Here is a 19246-nt window from a genome sequence, read left to right on the forward strand (position 1 = left end):
GGCGCGCGGGTTGCACTAAATCGGAGCACGCTTGCTCGAAGACGACGTGATTTCGGTCGCAGCGAAATAGTTGACCTTAATGATCCTCCAAAGCCCCAACATCATTACATGTACGATGGTGGGATGTTGAGCGGTAGAACGGCACATATGAAAGGAGACAATTAGAGCCAACTCGCGTGCAGCTCTAAATGCTGACGGTCTTGCCTCGTTGCCTGATGTCAGTCTGGACCAAGTTGACGGAGGTTTTCTTCGTCGCTTTTTGCATTCGGAATAGGCTACTGCGTCCTCTATGGAACCCTTGATCCACCCCCGGCCCCAGGGGTAATTTTGCGGAATCCGAGGCAAGGCGGCCACCGATTCCGACGGAAAGCGGTCACCGATTCCGATCGAAAGCGGCCAGCCAATCCGAACGAAGGCGGCCACCCTGTTGATAGGGTGAGACGGGGCGCGTTGTCGGCAATCTGAACGGGGCAAGGTCCTCCTTTTGCGGTCCACGCAATGGGAGGTCTGATGCCCGCCGAGAGATTGCCGATGCGGAAGATTCGAGAAGTTCTGCGCCTGAAGTATGCCTGTGGGGCGAGCGATCGGGTGATCTCCCGATCGGTCGGGATCGGCCGCACGGCGATCGCGGAGTATGTCCGCCGCGCCGCGGTGATCGGCATCACCTGGCCGATACCGGAGGAGCTCGACGACACCGCGCTGGAGCGCAAGCTGTTTGCGCCGGCTGGCTATAACCCACCGCGATCGAAGCCGCTTCCGGAGTGGGGACAGATCCATGCCGAGCTGCGCCGCCGCGGCGTGACGCTGGCGCTGCTGTGGGAGGAATACCGCGGTCATCATCCCGACGGCTACGGATACAGCCGGTTCTGCGACCTCTACGTCGAATGGCGCCACGGGGTCACGGCGACCATGCGACAGACCCACGCGGCCGGCGAAAAGCTGTTCGTGGACTTCGCCGGCGATACCATGCCGGTGTTCGACGGGCTCACCGGGGAGGTGCGCGCCGCCAAGATCTTCGTCGCGGTCATGGGAGCGTCGAATTACACCTTTGCCCAAGCCCGGTTCAGCGAGACGCTGCCCGACTGGATCGGCGCCCATGTGGATGCGCTTAGCTTCCTGGGCGGGGTGCCGAAGGCGCTCGTCTGCGACAATCTGAAGGCCGGGGTGACGGTGGTGAGCCGCTACGAGCCGGGCGTCAACCGGACCTACCAGGATCTCGCCGCCCATTACGGCACCACCATTATGCCGGCCCGGCCGCGCAAGCCGCGCGATAAGGCCAAGGTCGAGGCGGCGGTTCTTATCGTCCAGCGATGGATTTTGGCCCGGCTGCGCAACCGGCGCTTCTTCTCGCTCGCCGAGTTGAACGTCGCGATCCGCATCCTGGTCGACGAACTCAACGCCCGCCTGATGCGCAAGCTCGGTGCCAGCCGCCGCGAGTTCTTCAACACCATCGATCGTCCGGCGCTGATGCCGCTGCCGGCCGAGCCCTATCAGTACGCCGAATGGCGTCGTGCCCGCGTGGCACCGGATTACCACGTCGAAGTTCAGGGACACTTCTACTCGGTGCCATCCCGCCTGATCCGCCAGGTCGTCGAGGTGCGGGCCACCGAGGCTACCATCGAGGTGTTCCATCGCGGCACCCGCATCGCCAGCCACGCCCGCTCGGGCGTGAAGCGCCGCCACACCACGATCCCCGAGCACATGCCGAGCGCGCATCGCCGATACGCCTTCTGGACGCCGGCGCGTCTGCTGGCCGCCGCCGAGCAGATCGGTCCGTCCACGATCGCGCTGTGCGAGGCGATCATGCGGACAAAGCCGCATCCCGAGCAGGGCTTCCGATCCTGTCTCGGCATCCTGCGGTTGGAAAAGACCTATGGGACGCAACGTCTCGAAGCCGCATGCCGCCGTGGGATCAGCATCGGCTCAGCGAGCTATCGGTCGATCGCCTCGATCCTCAAGACCGGCCTGGACAAGGCCTTCCTTCCCGACACCACCCCCGACGCCGATCCCATCCAGCACGGCAACATCCGTGGCCGCGGCTACTACCACTGACCAGCAACAAGGAGACCTTATGCTCAGCAACCACACCCACGAACGTCTCGCCGCTCTCGGGCTCGCCGGCATGGCCAAGGCCTTCGATGATCAGCAACGCCAACCGGACGTCACCGCGCTGACCTTCGAGCAGCGCCTCGGCCTGATGATCGATCGCGAAGCAACCGAGCGAGAGAACAAAAGGCTCATCGTGCGCCTGAAGTTCGCCTCGCTACGGCAGACCGCAATCGTCGAAGATGTCGATCTGCGCGCTCCGCGCGGCATCGACCGCGCCTTCTTTGCCAAGCTCGTCGATGGCGATTGGATCGGCCGCAAGCAAAATTTGCTCATCACCGGGCCGACCGGCGTCGGCAAGAGCTGGATCGCCTGCGCGCTCGGCCACAAGGCATGCCGCGATAATCGATCGGTCTTATACCATCGCCTGCCAAGGCTGTTCGAAGCTCTGGCCCTTGCCCGCGGCGACGGACGCTACGCGCGGCTCCTTAAGACGCTATCGAGGGTCGATTTACTCATCCTGGATGATTGGGGCCTTGCCCCGCTTACTGGCGAGCAGCGCCGCGATCTCCTCGAAGTCGTCGACGATCGCCACCAGCGTGGATCGACCATCATCACCAGCCAGGTGCCGATCGAGCATTGGCACGAGGTCATCGCCGACCCGACCATCGCCGATGCCGTCCTCGATCGCCTCGTCCACAACGCTCACCGCCTCATCCTCAAAGGAGACAGCATGCGAAAAATAGCTGCCCAACGTGCCAATCTTGACGCCGCCAAGAAAAGCTGACCCAACTCCTCACGCCGGCAACGACACCCCGGCCGCCTTCGTCGGAACAGGTGGCCGCATTCGATCGGACCGCATGGTCGCGTTCAATCGGAATCCCTGGCCGCAATCCCCGGAATCCGCATAATTTCCCGAGAGGTCCGAAGAACGTGGTTGATCGTTTAGTGTATTGTCTGACGCGACGTCGTGCCGAATAGGGCGCGGCGTCGTGATTTTTATGTCATCAGTTCGGACTTCTGGCTTTGATCGCGCGTCTGCCGGAACCTGCTCTGCACTGCGTGGGAGCGCCAGTTGAGCACCGCGCCGAATTGGCATGAGAAGCCTGGCCGGCCGTGGTGTTTATGAAAGGTACCGCGATGACCTAGCGCCTGAGTTTACTTTGTGACGTCCGTCACAGCGAACTCCTGTAGAGGCACGTATTCCTCTGATCACGGTTGGCGGGAATGGTCTCGCTCCAGGCAAACGGGAGATGAAAATGACCAAGTTCAAGAATGCAGATCGCAACGAACAGTCGATTCTTATGCTCGACGATGCGCAGCTCGACGCAGTGGTGGGCGGTGCGAAGCTGGATTACCTTTCGCAGCAGCTCGCCCTTGCGGCCTATCCGGTCGGGGGATGGACGATGAAGGACATCTGGACGAAGCCCACGCTCGGCACATACCATTAGGAATTCTCTAGTCCAGTTAGCAGGAGCAAGGTGTAAAAATCCAGGTTGCGAACACAATATGGACGAACGCGATGCAGTGACCGGTGGCAAACTCACCATCGTTGCCGCAGCCCTCTTGCTAGGTCGGAATCAAAGAAATGCCCCGGTGGACTACAGGGCGAACTCGGCGAGATCTCGGCTGGGTTGATCTCTCGCGCGAAGCCAAGAAAGCCCGTCCGCGCTCACCCGGGACGGGCTTTTTGATATCGCTTGAGGCTCACAAAAGCGAGCAGTATTCGACCGGACCCCAGTCTGCCGATCCAAGACGACTGCGCTCAAGCTTCTCAAGATCGAGAACACTACTGGTCGCAATCATATCAAGAAGGTCAACGGAAGCCGTCCTGCCAGAGTGGCAAACGGCAAGCGAGGTCCTGGTCTGTAGCCATATGCTTGCCTGCATTGGCGTCAGGAAGGCGCTACTCTCAAGCCAGACCCGCAAGCCCCATTGTGAGAGCTAGAAAGCTGTAGAGCAATGATCTGCGACGGCCTTGAGTGTGTGACAGTCATCACAGCGACAAACCGCCATTGAGCATATTCCTGCCTTGACGGCCGGCGGGAATAGTCCCGGCCAAGCAAAACAGGAGGCAGACATGACCGAACTCAACAACGAAATTCGTGAAATGACGTTTGAGGAACTCGAACAAGTCAGCGGCGGCGATATGCTAAACAAGATAATCGATCAGACAATGGCAGCTTTGGGCGCCCGTTTATTGGCCGCCGTACGCACGCCAGTGGTAACGCCGACGCCGATCAGTCTACACATGAGATGATTTTGACTGCTCAAAAGAGGTAACGACCACCCCATCGCAGTTTGCGATGTTCGGTCGACAACGCAGGAGCAACAAATGGAAAAGTGTGACGAACTCACGATAGACGAATTGACCGTCGGCGAACTCGACATTGTGTGCGGCGGAAGAATTAGATGGATCGATATTCACATGCCCTACAAGGACTTCATCAAGTGGCCTGGGGGCGATCCGTCGCCGACCAGGTATGCTTGAGATAGTCGGATACCCACAAGCCGAGATGAGAGGCCGCCACTATTGGCGGCCTCTTTCGATTCTCAAAAGCAAAACCCGGCGGGTCCTGAAGTGAGAGCACTCAAGTAGTCTTATCTCTCCAGCCGATGAGTAGGTGACCAGAGGTGTTGGCTTGATCGCTTTTTCACGTTTGGACTTTAACCCTGTGAAGGTTCGGGCCTAGTGCAGTAATCGCTGCAGCTCTGGAGGTATTGCCGCGGGAGCTGCGCAAGGGGAACGGAAGGGGAGCGAAAAACCATTGCACGTGCCGTCTCCCGCTTATCAGTTTGGGTAATAGCAAAAAAACAATGTCCGCTTATCCCCTGCCGGCTCAACCGGTCGACGCTTGCAAGCGAGAACCCCGGCCTAGCGCCGGGATTTTCGGAAGCGGAATAAAACTATCCATCGAGGCGCCCGTGGCAGCGTGACGTCAGTCACAGCATTCGAATGCCCAATGAGCGAAGGTCGTCATGTGGCGAGGTGGTCTCGCCAAAAACCGGAGGAACTTGCCTATGACGACCCTCAACAAGGAAACAGCTAGCATGGAGCTCAACGAGCACGACCTGGAACGAGTGAGCGGCGGCGAACGCACGCTGTTCGAAAACCTCCATCGGCTCTGGTTTGCCCTTACCTGCGACGGCAACCTCGTGGTGAAGGGCGATCAGCTGCAGTGTCGAGCCAAATAGCGCAGGGTGGCACGTGGAGCGTGCCCTCCATCTCTCGTCATCCAGATCAAAATGGTGGGCACGTGGAGCGTGCCCACCATTACGCGTCTGAGCAGCCGGCCTGCTCAAGCGCGCATGGGACTATCTCGTGCCTGGCCCCGCCGAAGGAGCTGGGCCCGTTGCCCGACATCCACGACGTTAGGCGAGCGCTCGATCCTGATCCCTACAGCGCCAGCAACACCGTCTATCGCATCATCACATTCAAACATACCTATCGCCCGCCCAGTGATTCGCGAGACCATTCGCGAGATGAACATGGTCGCCATCGGCCGCGTAGTGCTGACAAGCCGTGAGCATATCATTGGCCTTGAGCCGTTGCCCAGCATCGCGCCGAGTTGTTGACTTCAGCTTCTGAGCCGAAAGAGTTGTTTTACAGACCGAAGTCCAAGCGCAAAATGATGTATCCCCATTACCACATCAAGTTGGTTCCGCATTGTTGTGTTCGCTACGTTACAGACTCCGCTGCCAGGATCTGTAACGTTTTCTCTGCGGGGCAACAAGGTGGCGGCGGCGGCGGTTGCGGACTCGTTGAGGAACCTCCAAGCCTCGACGAGTCCGGTCGCGCAGTTCATCGACTGATCGCGCCGTATTGACGGTGCCAAGACATCCAACCGATGCGCCAGTGCAATGACAATACCTTCAGCCCCGATGCCATTCGCAATGACAGAACTCGTTACCGTGGCGAGCCCAGATTTGCTGCATGGACAACATCATCTCTGCCCAGGATGGCCAAAAGCCGCTCAACCGTTTGCCTGGTGCCGCGCGGGCACCGAGTGAAATGTACTCTCCGAGGATGAGGCCCGCCGGTTTCTCCGCATTTCACCTCCGGCGGTGACACTCACTCCGCATTGACCGAGGCAATTACGTCGAGATAGTCGCAATGAACGGATATTGGTGACTTGTTTCCGTCGAGCAGGACGCGGGCGCAATTTACGTATACGCTGCTCCGTCCGACGATAGTGCCCGCCTTGTCAGCAAGTCGCGGACAGCGTGATGCGCCGAGTGCGCTTAATTGAACACGATCGCCCATAGAAAAATCTGACGTCATGGTGCCAGTCCAGACTGCATGGGATCAGGCTGTGGAGCTTGATCCGTGAGGTTGCTTTCCAGATCGCTCAGTCGTTCAGTTTTAAGCAAATGCGAACCGATTTGTCTAAATTTTTAGTTAAAGGCGGACTGCTGCGCGGTTCAGTTGGGAAGAACATCGTATTGACCGGCATAGGCTTCACAGTCGTGCCGGACACGACAACAATGTTCATATGCGGGTATCGGCGGCCGGCATACTGAGGAAGCTCGGGCAACAGACATTGCACCCGCCAGGTTATGGTCGGTGATGAGCGCCTGCAATTCGGTACCAGTTGACGCGATGATCAATTCGGCAGCTTCGGCGGTCGCGCATTCGATTGCTTCGAAAGACATGCCGTCAGCGAACAATTAACGCCGGGGCCTTTGCAGACTTGCGCCGATTGGTGGGTCCCAGCGAAATACCCTCACGCTGCGCCTTGCTGGCGATCGATGCCGGAGGGCTTTGCATCTCCAGGCTAGTTCGCGCACCTCCTCGCACAACGGCCGTTCGGAACGAATGCCGTTGCAGTAGCCGACCAATAGCATCCGAACGAGCAGCTCGGGATCAATCGAAGGCCGCCCGGTGGAGCTATAAAATGGCGCCAAGTCGCTCGGAACGTCCGACAAATCGACGAAGCGGTCGATCGTCCTCAGCAAGTGGGTGGCCGGAACGTGTCCCTCAATTGAGCAGAGCCGCCTAATCAACCTGTCGCGGACCCAACATCGACTCAGCTTCCACCCATAAGGGAGAATGAATCGGCGATCCCTTTCGGCTTCAACAGCCGAGTTTTTCAACACAATCGGCCATTCCCGGAACTGACGAGCGGCACGCCTCAAATCAGTAGCAGCAGCGCAGGCAATTCACCACAGCGATGAACGTGATACTCATCACAGAAGCGCATTCAGTATTTATGGCATTTGATGATGCATCAACGAGGAACTGCCATGATCAGATCATCGAAATTCGGGAATTGAAAGAGGATGAGCTGTGCGTTGTCAGCGGCGGAAGGACCTGCGTCGCGGCTGTTCCCTTCTTGCCGTGGCCGCTGCAGTAGCCAACGGCATGGAAAATGAAATCAATGTGGCGGCCACCGCGTTTATGAACCAGGTCGGTACTATCGTGCTTTCGACCAACCCAAAGTCGTTGAACTCGCTCTAATCAGGCCGAAGTCATCTGCTCCGTGAAACAGGAGAGAAGCCAATTCGTGGGGCGGATGACGTTGCAGAAACTGACCACTCTTATCCTTCGTCAACGCACTTAGAGGAGAAAACAATGCAGCTCCAGAGCAAGGAAGTAGAGCTGACCGTTTCCGAGTTGGACCAGATAGCAGGCGGTCAGGTCGCAGGCTCACATCATCTCACAGGCGGCACAAAGCTCAATCAGTCTGAGCGGTCCTCACCCCCGCAACTGCTGCTGCATTGCGCAACCGGACAGCATATCAAGGAAGCCACGTTGACCTGCTAGGCAGCGCCTGCCCTGGCGATGATCCTTCACACGTTGGGTACAGCGACCGTACCGTTGGAGACCGATATGACGAATGAGATTCGGGTATTGAAGATGGACGAACTCGACAAGGCTGTCGGTGGAGCAAGCATAGGCCCGCTCACGATTACGGGTGGCAATGGCACATTAGTGATCGGCGTTGCCGGAGTGGGCGCTGTTGGCGTCGACATCAAGAAAGGCCATGTCGCAGCCACTGCTGGTGGTAAAACCTGGACGGCTTAGCGAATTGGGTCGTCCGCTCAATCAAAAATGCGAACGCGAAACGGAGAGGAGCAATGCCAAAGATTACCAAATCAGACCACGATGAGTTGAACCTTGCCGAGCTGGGCGAAATATCGGGCGGATCACGCAACATCGACAATCCCGCCGTTCGGGCCTTCGTCGTTGCTTTCGAGAAGGCGGTGAAAGAAGGACAGAGAGAACTCGTTCGCTCCCTCGGTCCCTTAGGGTCCACAAACCAACTATGATGGGGAAGGTAATGATCAAGCCGCCTAGCAAACATTGCGATCTAAACACCAAAAGTTGCGAATTGACCACTGAGGAGATGGATCGGGCAACGGGCGGAGCGGTGCAGATACGTGAACTCGTGATTAAGGCGGTCGTGGTAACCGCTCCTCCTGCCTCTCCCTCGCCAATGCCTGTGCCAATGCCAAACATCGCCACCAGATCGTGAGTCTTGGAAGTGTCGTCCCCGCAGGCGACACTCATGATGACCGGAAGGTCGAGGCGTTCCGCCTTGAACCTTGGCAAGCATCTCAAGCCCGCCCATTCCGCGTAGTTGACATCGAAGAACCAATAGGGCCCTTTGCCAAGATACGTGAAGAAGCGCAGGAATAACTGACCTCAGCACGGCAAGCGCAGACAATTGTTGCCCTTTTTCGCTACTTCCGCCTTGGGTCAAAAGCGTCGTTTTCACCGTCCGACGAAGATTTCCGGTGTACCCCGGTGAACGGACATCGTCAGGGCCGGTCGGCATGTCTCAAAAGTGCCAGAAGTAGCCTTCTCACTCGATCACCTCGTCGGCGATCGCGAGAAGCATCGGCGGGATCGTGGGGCTGAGCGCCGTTCTCTGGGGTGTCCTCAGGGGCTCGCTCCGGGGTTGGTCCGCGGATTCCAGCGCTTCACGAACCAAAAAAGTATTTCGCCCCCATGGTGGGGTAAACTGGCTATCTCATTCTGGTGCGACGGCTTGGTCCGCGGGCGCATTATTTGGCCTTCCGGTTGTAAACGTCGTTTCTGTAGATGGTTTACGCAGGCAGAAATGGATCAGGCCTCGCCACCAGCGAAGATGTCCTTCTTGATGACCGCATGGACGCCCCAGTTGCCGTCAACCACCTGGGTGATGCCGAAGTCGACGCCGACAGTGATAAGAGAGATTGCCTCATCCTCCGTCAGCTTCTTAGTCGTCATCAGGAACTTGCGCATCTTGCGGAACGCATCGCGCAAGGCAAGATCGACCGATGATTTCGAGTAGATATCGGATTGCGCCTTGTCTCCGAGTTCGTCGAGGTAATTGGCAAAGCTGAAGCCGTGCACGAGCCACTCGTTTTGAGTCTCTAGCATCGGATAATCAAGAGCTTCGAGCGCAGTGGCGGCCAGATCGGCCTTTTTGTGAAGAATGATCTGGAAGGTGCCATTCAGCGAGCATTCGATCGCTGTACCGCACAACTCGGAATCGCCCTGCGAGGCATGCGAGTCGCCAACGGACAGCAGGCCGCCCTCAACCGCGACTGGATAATACATGGTCGCGCCTTTGCCGATCCGCCAATTGTCGATGTTGCCGCCGGTGTAGCTCGGCGGAATCGAATCGACCATGTCAGCCTCTTTAGGTGCCAGCCCGATCACACCGAAATGCGGCCGTATCGGGATACGGACGTTCTTTAGGATGCCATGGTTTTCCTGAATAGTGCCGTGGTCGACCGGGACGCCCGGATAGTCGATCGTCTTATGCACCACACCAGATGGATCCGTCTGCGGCGTCCATCTGAAATTGTATGCCGCTTTCGCCCAGTTACGTCCTCCACTGGCATCGACCTCGTAGATGGTAATGACTTCGCGAGGCTTGGGATCGGTAAGCAGATCCTTGTAGTGGAAGCCCCACCATGCCGCCGCGTTGCTGCCGAACGCCTTGCCGGGATATTTTGGATTGGCGCAGGGCCGAGGCGCGACATCGATAATCCGCAGCTCAATCACATCACCCTGCTCGGCGCCGCGGACGTAGACCGGTCCAGTGAGGATATGGACGCCCAGGCCTTCGCCGGCACCGCGACCGAACAGCGAAGCATCCATCGGCCCTGCGCCCCGCCGGTCGACACCCTTCTTATCCTTGGTCCACAGGAATACGCTCTCGGCACCGAGATCGCCCTTGACCATGCGCTCGGCGTCGTCGTTGGCATGGTGGGTCAACGCCTCGATGGTGATGAAGTCACCTGAATCGATCTCGACCTGCGGCTTCAGTTTTTTGCTGAAGTAACCCCAATGCACCGTGTCGGCGTTTGCGGGCAAATGATGATAGCCGCGCTTGGCCGGCTGATGCCTCTCGGCGGCGGCCGCCATCTCCGGCGTCACCAGCGAAATACCGCCGGCGCTGAGCGCCGCTGCGCCGCCGGCGGCGGCGAAGCTCGACTTCAGGAACGACCGTCGCTCCCGATCAAGCCTTTCCTTGAATTTTGAATGGTGCAGTTCAAATTCCGGACACGTCTTGTCGTCACCTGCGCACATTGCATCGCTCCTCGCGGTTTGATCAACATGCCCCTGCCAGGGAGGCTATCATCTGTTCGAGCTGTTCAGCAATGGTCAAGGGCGCGCAACAAGCGTCGAAGCGAGTGCCTTGGAACAAGGGCAATGTGACTGGAGCAAAGCCGCCGCCTCGGCCCAAACACGTCTGGTCCATCCGGACGAAACTCCAGATCGAAGGCCGTGCTCGAGAACTCGCTATGCCAAACTTAGCAATCGACAGTGAGCTGCGTGCGTCGGCGTCCGCCAGCGTTCGAGGAAGCACGACATATGCATCGCCAAGCACGCACAGAAAAGACAGCGGTGGGTTTTGCCGCGCATTAACGCAGAGCGGCGCTTCCGTATCGGGGAGCCGCACATCTCTGAACGCATTTTCATCCCCATCGCGCTTTGGAATCTATAGTCGCTTTGGGCGGATAATTGGCCTCCTCTAGCAGGCGCCTTACGGACAGGTCCCCCGTATCGGCGAGTCGCCAGCAACAACGAACCGCTGGCTGCCTCTGCGGAACTCGACCAGCGGTCCTGAGGCTGCCGAAGCGGTCCCGCCCGATCACCTGTGACGCCACGTCAAGAATTCGCCGTACCTTTACCGGCGCGGCGCGTTAGGGTACTCAGCAAGTATCGCATCCAAGAAGGCAGTTCAAAGCTGGCACGATGCACGATGAAAGTGGAGTTAGTGTTGGCGCAGCGCAGAAGACATTCCTGCCAAAGACATTCCAGGCGGGCTGCGTGTCCTTCTGAGGGAGGAAGTCTCTCGTGATGGGTCGTTCGGCGAGCGCCGGTAATCGTCTTCTCACCGCGTTGCCGCCGGCAGACCTCGCGTTGCTCGCCCCTCATCTCCAGAAGGTGTCGCTCGAACAGGACGCTGTGGTGATACGAGCGGGAGATCGACGCCACCATGTTTACTTTCCCCATAGCGGGGCCATCTCCTTCATGCTCGGCCTTCCGAGCGGAGAAATGATCGCAACTGCGGTAATCGGGCGCGAGGGAGCGATCGGCGCATTATCGGTGCTGGGACCCTCTTTCTTGTCGTCCGTGACCGCGGTCGTGCGGGTGGCCGGCATCGCATCGCAAATCTCCGTGTCGCGGTTTCATGCAGCCTACATGGAGAGCGGCGCCATCAGACATGTGGTCGAGGCGCACACGAGGTCGATACTCATGCAGTTCCAGCACGTCTCAGCCTGCAACGGACTGCACTCGGTCGAGGCCCGCATGGCCCGGTGGCTGCTTCACCTGCACGATCGAACCGAGGACAACAACATCCTATCATTAACGCAGGAGACGCTTTCGCAGTTGCTCGGGGTGCGACGAACGACTGTGACGCAGGTGATTGCCACACTCCGCGCCTTAGGTGCCGTCAGATCCGTTCGGCGGGGCTTGGTCGAAATCGACAGGGCGCGGCTCGAGGAAGCTACCTGTGAATGCTACGACATCATATGCTGTGCAACCGATCGGATCGTCCCGCATGAAGCCATGGGGTCGCACCCGCATTTTGCGTCGGCCGAAAAACTCCACGGTGTGTGATCATTTTCAACCTTACATAACCGCCTACAGACGGCCGCACGACGCTCAAGAAATCGCAATGTTTTCGAGAAAGCGGCGACGACCTTCGTAGGCCCGAACCGCTTGTGTGACGATCATCACGGCGGCACCGTCGAGGTTGGGTGTAGATCACGAACAAGGGCGGTCCGCCCGGCCGGAAATAGGGGACGATCGATGGACATGACAGGACACTACGATGACTATTTCGGCAAGTACTACGAGCGTTGTTTACGTCGCGCGCGCGTAGCTGGGTATGTGCTACTCGCTGGCCTTTTTGTGGAGGTTGCGAACGGGATCATTTGGTTTCATGGCATAGAAAGCGTGGCTTCGGTGATAGCCGTTGGGTTGATGCTGGGAGGTGCCTCGGGGGAGATCTTCTTTGAATACAGAGCCAAGCTGGCCGACAAGGGCACGCCCACCAGCGCGCTGAGGCAATTCAGCACGGTTCAGCAGTCGGAGCTGAGCTTCAGCAAGTCGAGCAGGGGCTTCAGCAGGCGAGGCGTTGCACGTCAGCTCCGGTCCCGGCGTACTCCTGCGCTATCGAAATACGTCGCCTTCGCCGAACAACTCATTCCAGGTTCATCCATTCCGTCGCAGCCATTTAATCCGGCATAGGCTCAAAACGCGTCATGACTCTAACAGGCGCAACAGGTTAGCACGAGATTCGCTGGAACTTTACGTTGCGCCTTCGCGGAGACGTTAAGCTGGAGCGCGGCTGCGGCCTTCGTCAGGCCGCCCTCGATCACGCTCCGCACCATGGCCTCTCGACCTTGTCAGAGGCGCATTCATATGTTGTCCGTTCGGCCCTCCCAGGATTAGCTAAGCTTCGACAACTTCAACTTCCTCGCTCAGGATCGGATGGACAACCTCCCGAAAGCTCACATCTAGTTTGCGCAGGTGCCGCTTTCACGAAGCAGGAGGCTTATTTTCCTTGTCGGCTCCGCACCTCACGATCTTGAGCGCACCATCTGCCAAGGACCGCGGTAGCGACTTCGCTTCGTCCCATGGCACGCGCAGCCACACTTCGTGCTCTTCTTGGGTCGTGAGCAGTACCGGCACCGCCTTGGGATGGATCGGCGCGACGACCGCATTCGCCGGAGTGGTCAGGAAGCCGTAGATGAGGTGGGGACCAGGAACCGGCTTGGACTTGGTCCCCGTTCGCCGTTGAACTCGGTCCAGATGCCGGCGAACGCGCACAGCGGCCAGTCGTCGTTCAGCGCGAACCAGACGACGTGCTTCTTCTTGGTTTCCGGGTTCGGCTCTGGCGCATATTCAGCGAAGCTGTTGAATGGTACAAGGCAACGGTTCTCGGGGCTTGAGCCAGCCGCGCCAATGCGGCGACGGGGTGTTCCTGATGTTGGTGACCGGCGGCCCGCCCGTCCTTGGCGGCGGTGATCCCCCAGCGCATCATCGTCAGTTCGCGCTAGGCGCAGGCGTTGCGGACGACGGGGCAGGGTAGGGGGCGACGCCCGGCATCGGCGGCCGATTGCCGACGTAGCGGTTGATCACTCTGAACAGAGCGCGAATCGCCTCCTGGTTCGTGGTGATCGAACAAAGATTGCAAATTGACAGAGCCGTGGTGTGTTGGCGGGACTCGAACCCTAATCCTTCGATTGCAGGTACCCGCAAAGCCAGCTGTAACCGCCTGCCATGAGCACGAAGAAGCGGGAGGTCCGCCGTTCAGTTAGCTGAACACTCTCAGGCCCGCCGGTTCACGGCGGCGGGCCCATGTGACAGCCATCACAGCAGTCAGAAACTGTGTTGCGAGATTATGCGATCGCGGATTGAGGGACTGGTCCCTACCGACACAGCAGGAGAAGGCCGTGACCAACACTATTCAGAATGAGACGTGTGAGTTGAAGGATGTGCACGAGCTGAACGACGAGCAGCTGCAGATCGTTTCGGCAGGTTCGTTTTGGCGGGACCTCGCAGCAGGCGTAATTGGCGGCGCCGTTGGGGGCATCCTCGTGAAAGGAGGTGGTGGAACTTCATCAGCTGGAGGGTACTGGTGGGGCTCGTGAAGTTGTGAAACATGGAGGCCGCCTCAGTTGGGCGGCCTCATTCATTGTGTCTCCGTCAGCACTTCGTATTCAAGGATTACCCCGACCAGGGGAAGACGGACCCGACCAATTTACTGCATCGAGCGAATCTTTCGCTTTTGGTCAAAACGCGATCTCGCTGGGACGGCGACTCTTGACGGGCGCAAAGCGGTCGCTCTGCAGCGTAATGTTTCGACCCCATAGCGAAGCTCGAGGTCCCTGCGCCAGACAGAGCGCCGCAGTTCAGCCTCATCGATGCGGCCCTGCGGTACGATGGTGGCGCCGACATGCGCCACCTTTCGTGTTTCCGCGAATTTGGCCGCTTTCGCCCGATACTAAGGTTCGTGGTCCTTCAACGTACGTCTCTAAGGGCGTAGGGCTGAGCCCGCTGCGAGGCTCATCAATCATGCGAAGGATTGGATGAGACATCGTAGGTTTGGTTGGTGTGGGGAAAAGCGGTAGCGCTCCAGTGACTCGAACCCCTGACGGCTCGGATGGATCGATCAACCAACGCTAACGTGGGCTCTAGTTGGATTTTTCGCTATAAGCCATTGATCTCTAATGCTCGGATTTTGGCTCAGTTGGGAAAATTCTCTTGAGAAATCAAGGCCAACAACATGTCTCTTAATCAGCGGGTCCCAGGTTCGAGCCCTGGTGCGCCCACCAAGCCTCGTTAGAAATCAGCAACTTAGCACTGCGCGGAATGCTGTCCCGCCTCGTCTCGGGTCACGCGCGGGTGGGCCGCTGCAAGCATCGGCTGCGCGCTTGGATTGCCAAGGCGATGCCTGGACGCTAATTCCACCCGTACGCATGGAGAGGTCCGCCGTGGCATTTGAACTGTTCAACCTGGCCGGCAAACGCGCGCTCGTCACAGGATCTTCCCAGGGAATCGGGTTCGCGATTGCGCGAGGCCTCGCCGAGCATGGCGCCTCTGTCGTCCTCAATGGACGCGAGCCCAACAAGCTTGAGGCTGCCGCCGCGAGCCTGACCGCCGCCGGGCACAATGTTGCGGTGGCGGCATTCGACGTGACGGTCGCCGAGGACGTTCGCGAAGGCGTTGCCACGGTCGAACGGACGGCCGGGGCGATCGATATTCTCGTCAACAACGCCGGGATGCAGTTCCGCAGCCCCCTGGAGGATTTTCCCGCCGAGAAGTGGGAGCAATTGCTGAGGACCAATGTTTCGAGCGCCTTCTACGTCGGCCAGGCCGTCGCGCGCCACATGATCCCGCGCGGCAAGGGCAAGATCATCAACATCGCCTCCGTTCAGAGCGAACTGGCTCGTCCCGGCATTGCGCCCTACACCGCGACCAAGGGAGCGATCAGGAATTTGACCCGCGGCATGTGCGCCGATTGGGCGAAGCACGGCCTGCAGATCAACGCGATCGCACCGGGCTACTTCAAGACTCCCCTGAACCAGGCGCTGGTGGACGATCCCGCCTTTTCGGCCTGGCTCGAAAAGCGGACACCGGCGTCCCGATGGGGCAACGTCGACGAACTGATTGGCGCCGCCGTCTTCCTGTCGGGCGGCGCCTCATCCTTCGTCAACGGGCATACGCTTTACGTCGACGGCGGCATCACGACCTGCCTGTAATCGCTGCTTTCCAAAAGCCTCAGATTGTCGCCAGCAGCGTCCGAACCGCCGGCAGCCGAGCGGCGAAGTGAAGCGTTTCGACCACGGCGAGACCTGCGCTGACTGCCTGGAATTCTGTAGTCGCCGAACTGCAGCCTGGCCGGCAAAGAAAAAAGCCATTCCGCAACCGGTCCGCACGGAAATGCGCTTCCATTCCATGGTTTGAAAAAGCAAATCGCTTCCATTGCCCCATCGGCCGGAAACGGCGACATTTGCCTTGCAGATAAGCAGATTGGCCGCCCAATGGAACGCCTGAGATACGAGCCGTTTGGCGAGCGCCTGGCGCCCGAAGGGGAAGCCGGGCCGCGTTCGCGCGCGTCCAAATATCTGTTGTGGGCCGGAACCGGCCTGTTCTGGTCACTCGTTGGGGCTATCGTTCTCGCCCGCGCCGTCTTCTTCGAGCCGGGCATCTTCGATTTCAGCCGCGTTGCAACGCTCGTCAAGGCCGCGATCTTCTAAGCCACTTCCGCAACGCGCTTGTCCTGCCAGATCATCCGCTCGAACGCGGTCGCCGCAGGAATTTCTATTCGCCCGGGCACCTTCAATTGCCACAGCGTGCGCTCGATCTGCAGGTCACGCATCGGCACGACCTTGAGCCGGCCAAGCGTAACCTGATCGGAAATCGTGGCGCTGGAGACGATGGCGACGCCGAGGCCCGCGGCTACCGCCTGCTTGATCGCCTCGGTGCTGCCGATCTCCAGTGTGCGCCTCGGTTCGATGCCCCCGGCAGCGAGCGCCTGCGCCACCACCTCGCGCGATCCGGAGCCGGGCTCGCGCACGATCAGGACTTCATCGCAAAGCGCCGCGCCGTCGATCCCGCGCTCGGCCGCCGCGAAGCGGTGCCGCGCATCGACGATCAGGCTCATCACGTCGGTGCGCCAGGCGTGGCTTTCGAGTTCGTCATCTTCGACCGGACCTTCGACCAGCGCGATTTCGATATCATGCGCCAGCATGAGATCGGCGATGTCCCTGGTATTCGCGATAATGAGATGCAGGTCGATCCCGGGATATTTTCGGTGAAACGTTCCGAGATAGTCCGATATCATGTAGGTGGCGATCGTGGTGGATGCGCCGATGCGCAGCGATCCGCTGTCGAGATTGCGTAGCGACAATAATTCGTCCTCCGCTGCGCGCTCGGCCGCAAACAGCGCCTCCGCATGCCGCACCAGCGCCTTTCCTTCCCGCGTCGGCCGCACGCCCTTCGGCGTCCGGTCGAGCAGGCGGCAGCCGACCTGAAGCTCGAAATCCCGCACCCCCTTCGAGATTGCGGGCTGGCTGATATGGAGGGCGTCGGCCGCGCGCGAGAAACTCCCGGTTCTCACCACCGTCGTGAACAGGCGCAGCAAATGCAGGTTCAAGGACATAACTTCCCTTCATCGGGCCAGATCGAAAAGATATTACCTAACTATCGCGATCCGACGCATAAATTTTTCTCCCCGGGAGAAATTAGTGCCGCAGGACGAGGAATTTTCCGCCCCAGGAAATGGGCCGGCCAACAGTGTCAGCCGCCTTGCAGCGCTCATTCCCGGCGTTCTCCTTTGCATCGTCATAGCCGGCGTCTCGGCAGCGCTCGAAGCCGCGGAACGGCGCTTGTTCGCGCACCCCTATGTGGAGGCGCTGGTATTGGCGATCCTGCTCGGCATGGCCGTGCGCAGCTTCTGGAATCCGTCCGAGCACTGGCAGGCCGGCATCGCCTTCAGCGCCAAGCAGCTGCTCGAGGTGGCCGTGATGCTGCTCGGCGCGTCCATCAGCTTTGCCGCGATCGCAGCGTCGGGCGTTGCGTTGCTCGGCGCGATTGCCGCGACCGTCGTCGTGACCCTGGGCCTCAGCTTCGCCGTCGGCCGCATGCTCGGCCTGCCGACGCGGCTCTCGATCCTGATCGCCTGTGGCAACTCCATCTGTGGCAATTCGGCGATTGCAGCGGTCGCGCCGGTCATCGGAGCCGATGGCGACGATATCGCATCCTCGATCTCCTTCACGGCGATACTCGGCGTGATGATGGTATTGGGACTGCCACTGCTCATTCCGCTTTTGCAATTGTCCGCGACGCAATACGGAATTCTTGCCGGCCTCACGGTCTATGCCGTCCCGCAAGTGCTTGCCGCAACTGTACCTGCCGGGCTCGTGAGCACGCAGATCGGCACGCTGGTGAAGTTGATGCGCGTGCTGATGCTTGGGCCGATCGTGGTAGGGCTTGCGTTGCTCGCTCCGCGTCTGCGTGGCGGCGTGCAGGGCAAGACAACGGTCGGCTTCTTCCGGCTGGTGCCCTGGTTCATCCTTGGCTTTCTCGCGCTTTCCGTTCTGCGCTCGCTCGATATCGGACCCGTGACGGTGGTCGGCCCGTTGACTGCGATCACCGGCTTTCTCACGGTCGTGTCGATGGCGGCACTCGGCTTCGGCGTTGACGTTCGCGTTCTCGCTACCGTCGGCGGCAGGGTGACGGCAGCCGTGACGCTGTCGCTGATGCTCCTGCTTGCGATCAGCATCGGCCTGATTCATCTGTTCAACTAATGCGCCGCGCGGGATCGTTCGAACCGATCAGTCCAGCCTGAAGCCGATGCGCCTCACATAGGCGCCGAAGTCCGCGCGCTCGGGGTGGGCGTATTGCCGCGCCTTATCCTCCGACCAGCCATAGGTTTCGGCTGCGCCGAATTCCCTGACATAGCGTTGAGCCGCATAAGGCTGGGCTGCCTCGCGGCGCCGATCATATGCCTCGATGGCATCATCGAGCCCGTCTTCCAGAAATGTGTTGTGATGCACGGTCACCGACAGTGGAAGCCGCATGCTGAGCTGCGGCGGCTCTGCGGGGTATCCTGCGGCGAGGCCGGCTACCGGGAAAACATGGTCGGGAAGTTTCAGGAGCCGCGACAGCGCGTCCGAGTGAATGCGGACCGCGCTGACCGGACAGACGCCTAAGCCTTCCGCCTCCGCCGCGATCACGAACGCGGACAAGGCTATCGCCGCATCGACCGCGGCATTGAAGAAGGCATCGAGATGATCGTTGGCGAAAGGCCTGTCGCGCAATCGGTGGATTCGACGCTGCCTTCGATTGTTGCCGCAGAAGATGAGAAGGTTAGGGACGTTTGCAAGCCATTTCTGGCCCAGCGGTCCATCTGCCAGCAGCGCTCCGATCTCGGATTTCAGGGACGGCGCGTCGATGATGATGATGTCGCGCTGCTGGAGATCGCTTTTGGTCGGAGCGCATAGCGCTAGCGCACATAGCCGCCGCAACGTCAGGTACGGAATGGGATCGGACCGGAATTTTCGTACCGAGCCGCGAGCCGCCAACTGACCGAGGAGGGATGCGGCGTCGCCGTCGAATTCCACATCCGCAGCGTCGGAACCGAAGCGATCGACAAGCGGGGTTCTCGAATTGGACATCTCGAAGGTCTCCAGGGCGCTGCCCATGATTTGAAGTCGGGAGCATAAATTAATCGGTTGCGTTTTG

The 19246-nt window shown here is 59.5% G+C and carries 17 protein-coding genes and 3 pseudogenes; 15 read left to right on the top strand and 5 right to left on the bottom strand.

The genetic code is table 11. The features are described 5' to 3' along the window. The first annotated feature begins 510 nt into the window (after nucleotides 1-510). From istA to V1293_RS32940, 6 genes and pseudogenes are all read left to right on the top strand, one after another. Entirely contained in the window at nucleotides 511-2052 is a 1542-nt protein-coding gene (gene istA, locus V1293_RS32915; protein ID WP_334507423.1) for an IS21 family transposase, read from the top strand. A 19-nt stretch (nucleotides 2053-2071) separates the two neighbouring features. Next, the gene (istB, locus tag V1293_RS32920; RefSeq protein ID WP_334507425.1) at nucleotides 2072-2833 is read left to right on the top strand and encodes an IS21-like element helper ATPase IstB; all 762 of its coding nucleotides are present in this window, start codon (nucleotides 2072-2074) and stop codon (nucleotides 2831-2833) included. 472 nt (nucleotides 2834-3305) lie between these two features. Beyond that, the gene (locus tag V1293_RS32925; protein ID WP_334515562.1) at nucleotides 3306-3497 is read left to right on the top strand and encodes a hypothetical protein; all 192 of its coding nucleotides are present in this window, start codon (nucleotides 3306-3308) and stop codon (nucleotides 3495-3497) included. 629 nt (nucleotides 3498-4126) lie between these two features. After that, nucleotides 4127-4306, top strand: a complete 180-nt coding sequence (locus V1293_RS32930) for a bacteriocin (RefSeq protein ID WP_334515566.1) — start codon at nucleotides 4127-4129, stop codon at nucleotides 4304-4306. Between the two features lie 761 nt (nucleotides 4307-5067). Next, on the top strand, nucleotides 5068-5241 hold the full coding sequence (locus V1293_RS32935; RefSeq protein WP_334515569.1) for a hypothetical protein: 174 nt from the start codon (nucleotides 5068-5070) through the stop codon (nucleotides 5239-5241). Between the two features lie 264 nt (nucleotides 5242-5505). Beyond that, nucleotides 5506-5598, top strand: a pseudogene (locus tag V1293_RS32940) (Ku protein); the annotation flags it as partial. A gap of 1215 nt (nucleotides 5599-6813) precedes the next feature. Here V1293_RS32940 and V1293_RS32945 read toward each other — a convergent pair. Then, nucleotides 6814-7069, bottom strand: a pseudogene (locus tag V1293_RS32945) (transposase); the annotation flags it as partial. Between the two features lie 549 nt (nucleotides 7070-7618). On the opposite strand from V1293_RS32945, the gene V1293_RS32950 reads away from it, so the two are divergent. From V1293_RS32950 to V1293_RS32960, 3 genes are all read left to right on the top strand, one after another. Continuing rightward, nucleotides 7619-7810: a hypothetical protein gene (locus V1293_RS32950; protein ID WP_334515572.1), complete on the top strand. Its 192-nt coding sequence runs from the start codon at nucleotides 7619-7621 to the stop codon at nucleotides 7808-7810. A gap of 66 nt (nucleotides 7811-7876) precedes the next feature. Beyond that, nucleotides 7877-8071: a hypothetical protein gene (locus V1293_RS32955; RefSeq protein WP_334515573.1), complete on the top strand. Its 195-nt coding sequence runs from the start codon at nucleotides 7877-7879 to the stop codon at nucleotides 8069-8071. Between the two features lie 53 nt (nucleotides 8072-8124). After that, nucleotides 8125-8316, top strand: a complete 192-nt coding sequence (locus V1293_RS32960; RefSeq protein ID WP_334515574.1) for a hypothetical protein — start codon at nucleotides 8125-8127, stop codon at nucleotides 8314-8316. A 799-nt stretch (nucleotides 8317-9115) separates the two neighbouring features. Here the strand turns inward: V1293_RS32960 and V1293_RS32965 are convergent. Next, nucleotides 9116-10570 (bottom strand): acetamidase/formamidase family protein, encoded by a 1455-nt coding sequence (locus V1293_RS32965; RefSeq protein WP_334515576.1) that lies wholly within the window; start codon nucleotides 10568-10570, stop codon nucleotides 9116-9118. Nucleotides 10571-11344: 774 nt separating this feature from the next. On the opposite strand from V1293_RS32965, the gene V1293_RS32970 reads away from it, so the two are divergent. Together V1293_RS32970 and V1293_RS32975 are read left to right on the top strand one after the other, a co-directional pair. Next, nucleotides 11345-12109, top strand: a complete 765-nt coding sequence (locus V1293_RS32970) for a Crp/Fnr family transcriptional regulator (RefSeq protein ID WP_334517016.1) — start codon at nucleotides 11345-11347, stop codon at nucleotides 12107-12109. A gap of 192 nt (nucleotides 12110-12301) precedes the next feature. Beyond that, complete coding sequence (locus V1293_RS32975) at nucleotides 12302-12742, top strand: hypothetical protein (RefSeq protein WP_334515578.1); 441 nt, start codon at nucleotides 12302-12304, stop codon at nucleotides 12740-12742. A 291-nt stretch (nucleotides 12743-13033) separates the two neighbouring features. On the opposite strand, the pseudogene V1293_RS32980 reads toward V1293_RS32975, so the two are convergent. Then, nucleotides 13034-13693, bottom strand: a pseudogene (locus V1293_RS32980) (SOS response-associated peptidase family protein). A gap of 257 nt (nucleotides 13694-13950) precedes the next feature. Between V1293_RS32980 and V1293_RS32985 the strand changes: the two are divergent. The 3 genes from V1293_RS32985 to V1293_RS32995 all read left to right on the top strand — a co-directional run bounded on the left by V1293_RS32985 (nucleotide 13951) and on the right by V1293_RS32995 (nucleotide 16257). Beyond that, entirely contained in the window at nucleotides 13951-14148 is a 198-nt protein-coding gene (locus V1293_RS32985; protein WP_334515580.1) for a hypothetical protein, read from the top strand. Nucleotides 14149-14991: 843 nt separating this feature from the next. Then, nucleotides 14992-15759 carry an SDR family oxidoreductase gene (locus tag V1293_RS32990; protein WP_334515582.1) on the top strand — a complete coding sequence of 256 codons (768 nt, stop codon included), beginning with the start codon at nucleotides 14992-14994 and terminating at the stop codon, nucleotides 15757-15759. Between the two features lie 282 nt (nucleotides 15760-16041). Further along, complete coding sequence (locus tag V1293_RS32995) at nucleotides 16042-16257, top strand: hypothetical protein (protein ID WP_334515585.1); 216 nt, start codon at nucleotides 16042-16044, stop codon at nucleotides 16255-16257. On the opposite strand, the gene V1293_RS33000 is transcribed toward V1293_RS32995, so the two are convergent. Then, nucleotides 16254-17162, bottom strand: coding sequence for a LysR family transcriptional regulator (locus V1293_RS33000; RefSeq protein WP_334515588.1), 909 nt, complete (start codon nucleotides 17160-17162; stop codon nucleotides 16254-16256). The two genes, V1293_RS32995 and V1293_RS33000, sit on opposite strands and share 4 nt — an antisense overlap. An 85-nt stretch (nucleotides 17163-17247) precedes the next feature. Between V1293_RS33000 and V1293_RS33005 the strand changes: the two genes are divergently transcribed. Beyond that, nucleotides 17248-18309 (top strand): YeiH family protein, encoded by a 1062-nt coding sequence (locus V1293_RS33005; protein WP_334515590.1) that lies wholly within the window; start codon nucleotides 17248-17250, stop codon nucleotides 18307-18309. A 27-nt stretch (nucleotides 18310-18336) separates the two neighbouring features. On the opposite strand, the gene V1293_RS33010 is transcribed toward V1293_RS33005, so the two are convergent. Continuing rightward, the gene (locus tag V1293_RS33010; protein ID WP_334515592.1) at nucleotides 18337-19179 is read right to left on the bottom strand and encodes a nitroreductase family protein; all 843 of its coding nucleotides are present in this window, start codon (nucleotides 19177-19179) and stop codon (nucleotides 18337-18339) included. Nucleotides 19180-19246: the final 67 nt, after the last annotated feature.

Origin of the sequence: Bradyrhizobium sp. AZCC 1693 (genome assembly GCF_036924745.1) — a bacterium.
Taxonomy (GTDB): Bacteria; Pseudomonadota; Alphaproteobacteria; order Rhizobiales; family Xanthobacteraceae; genus Bradyrhizobium.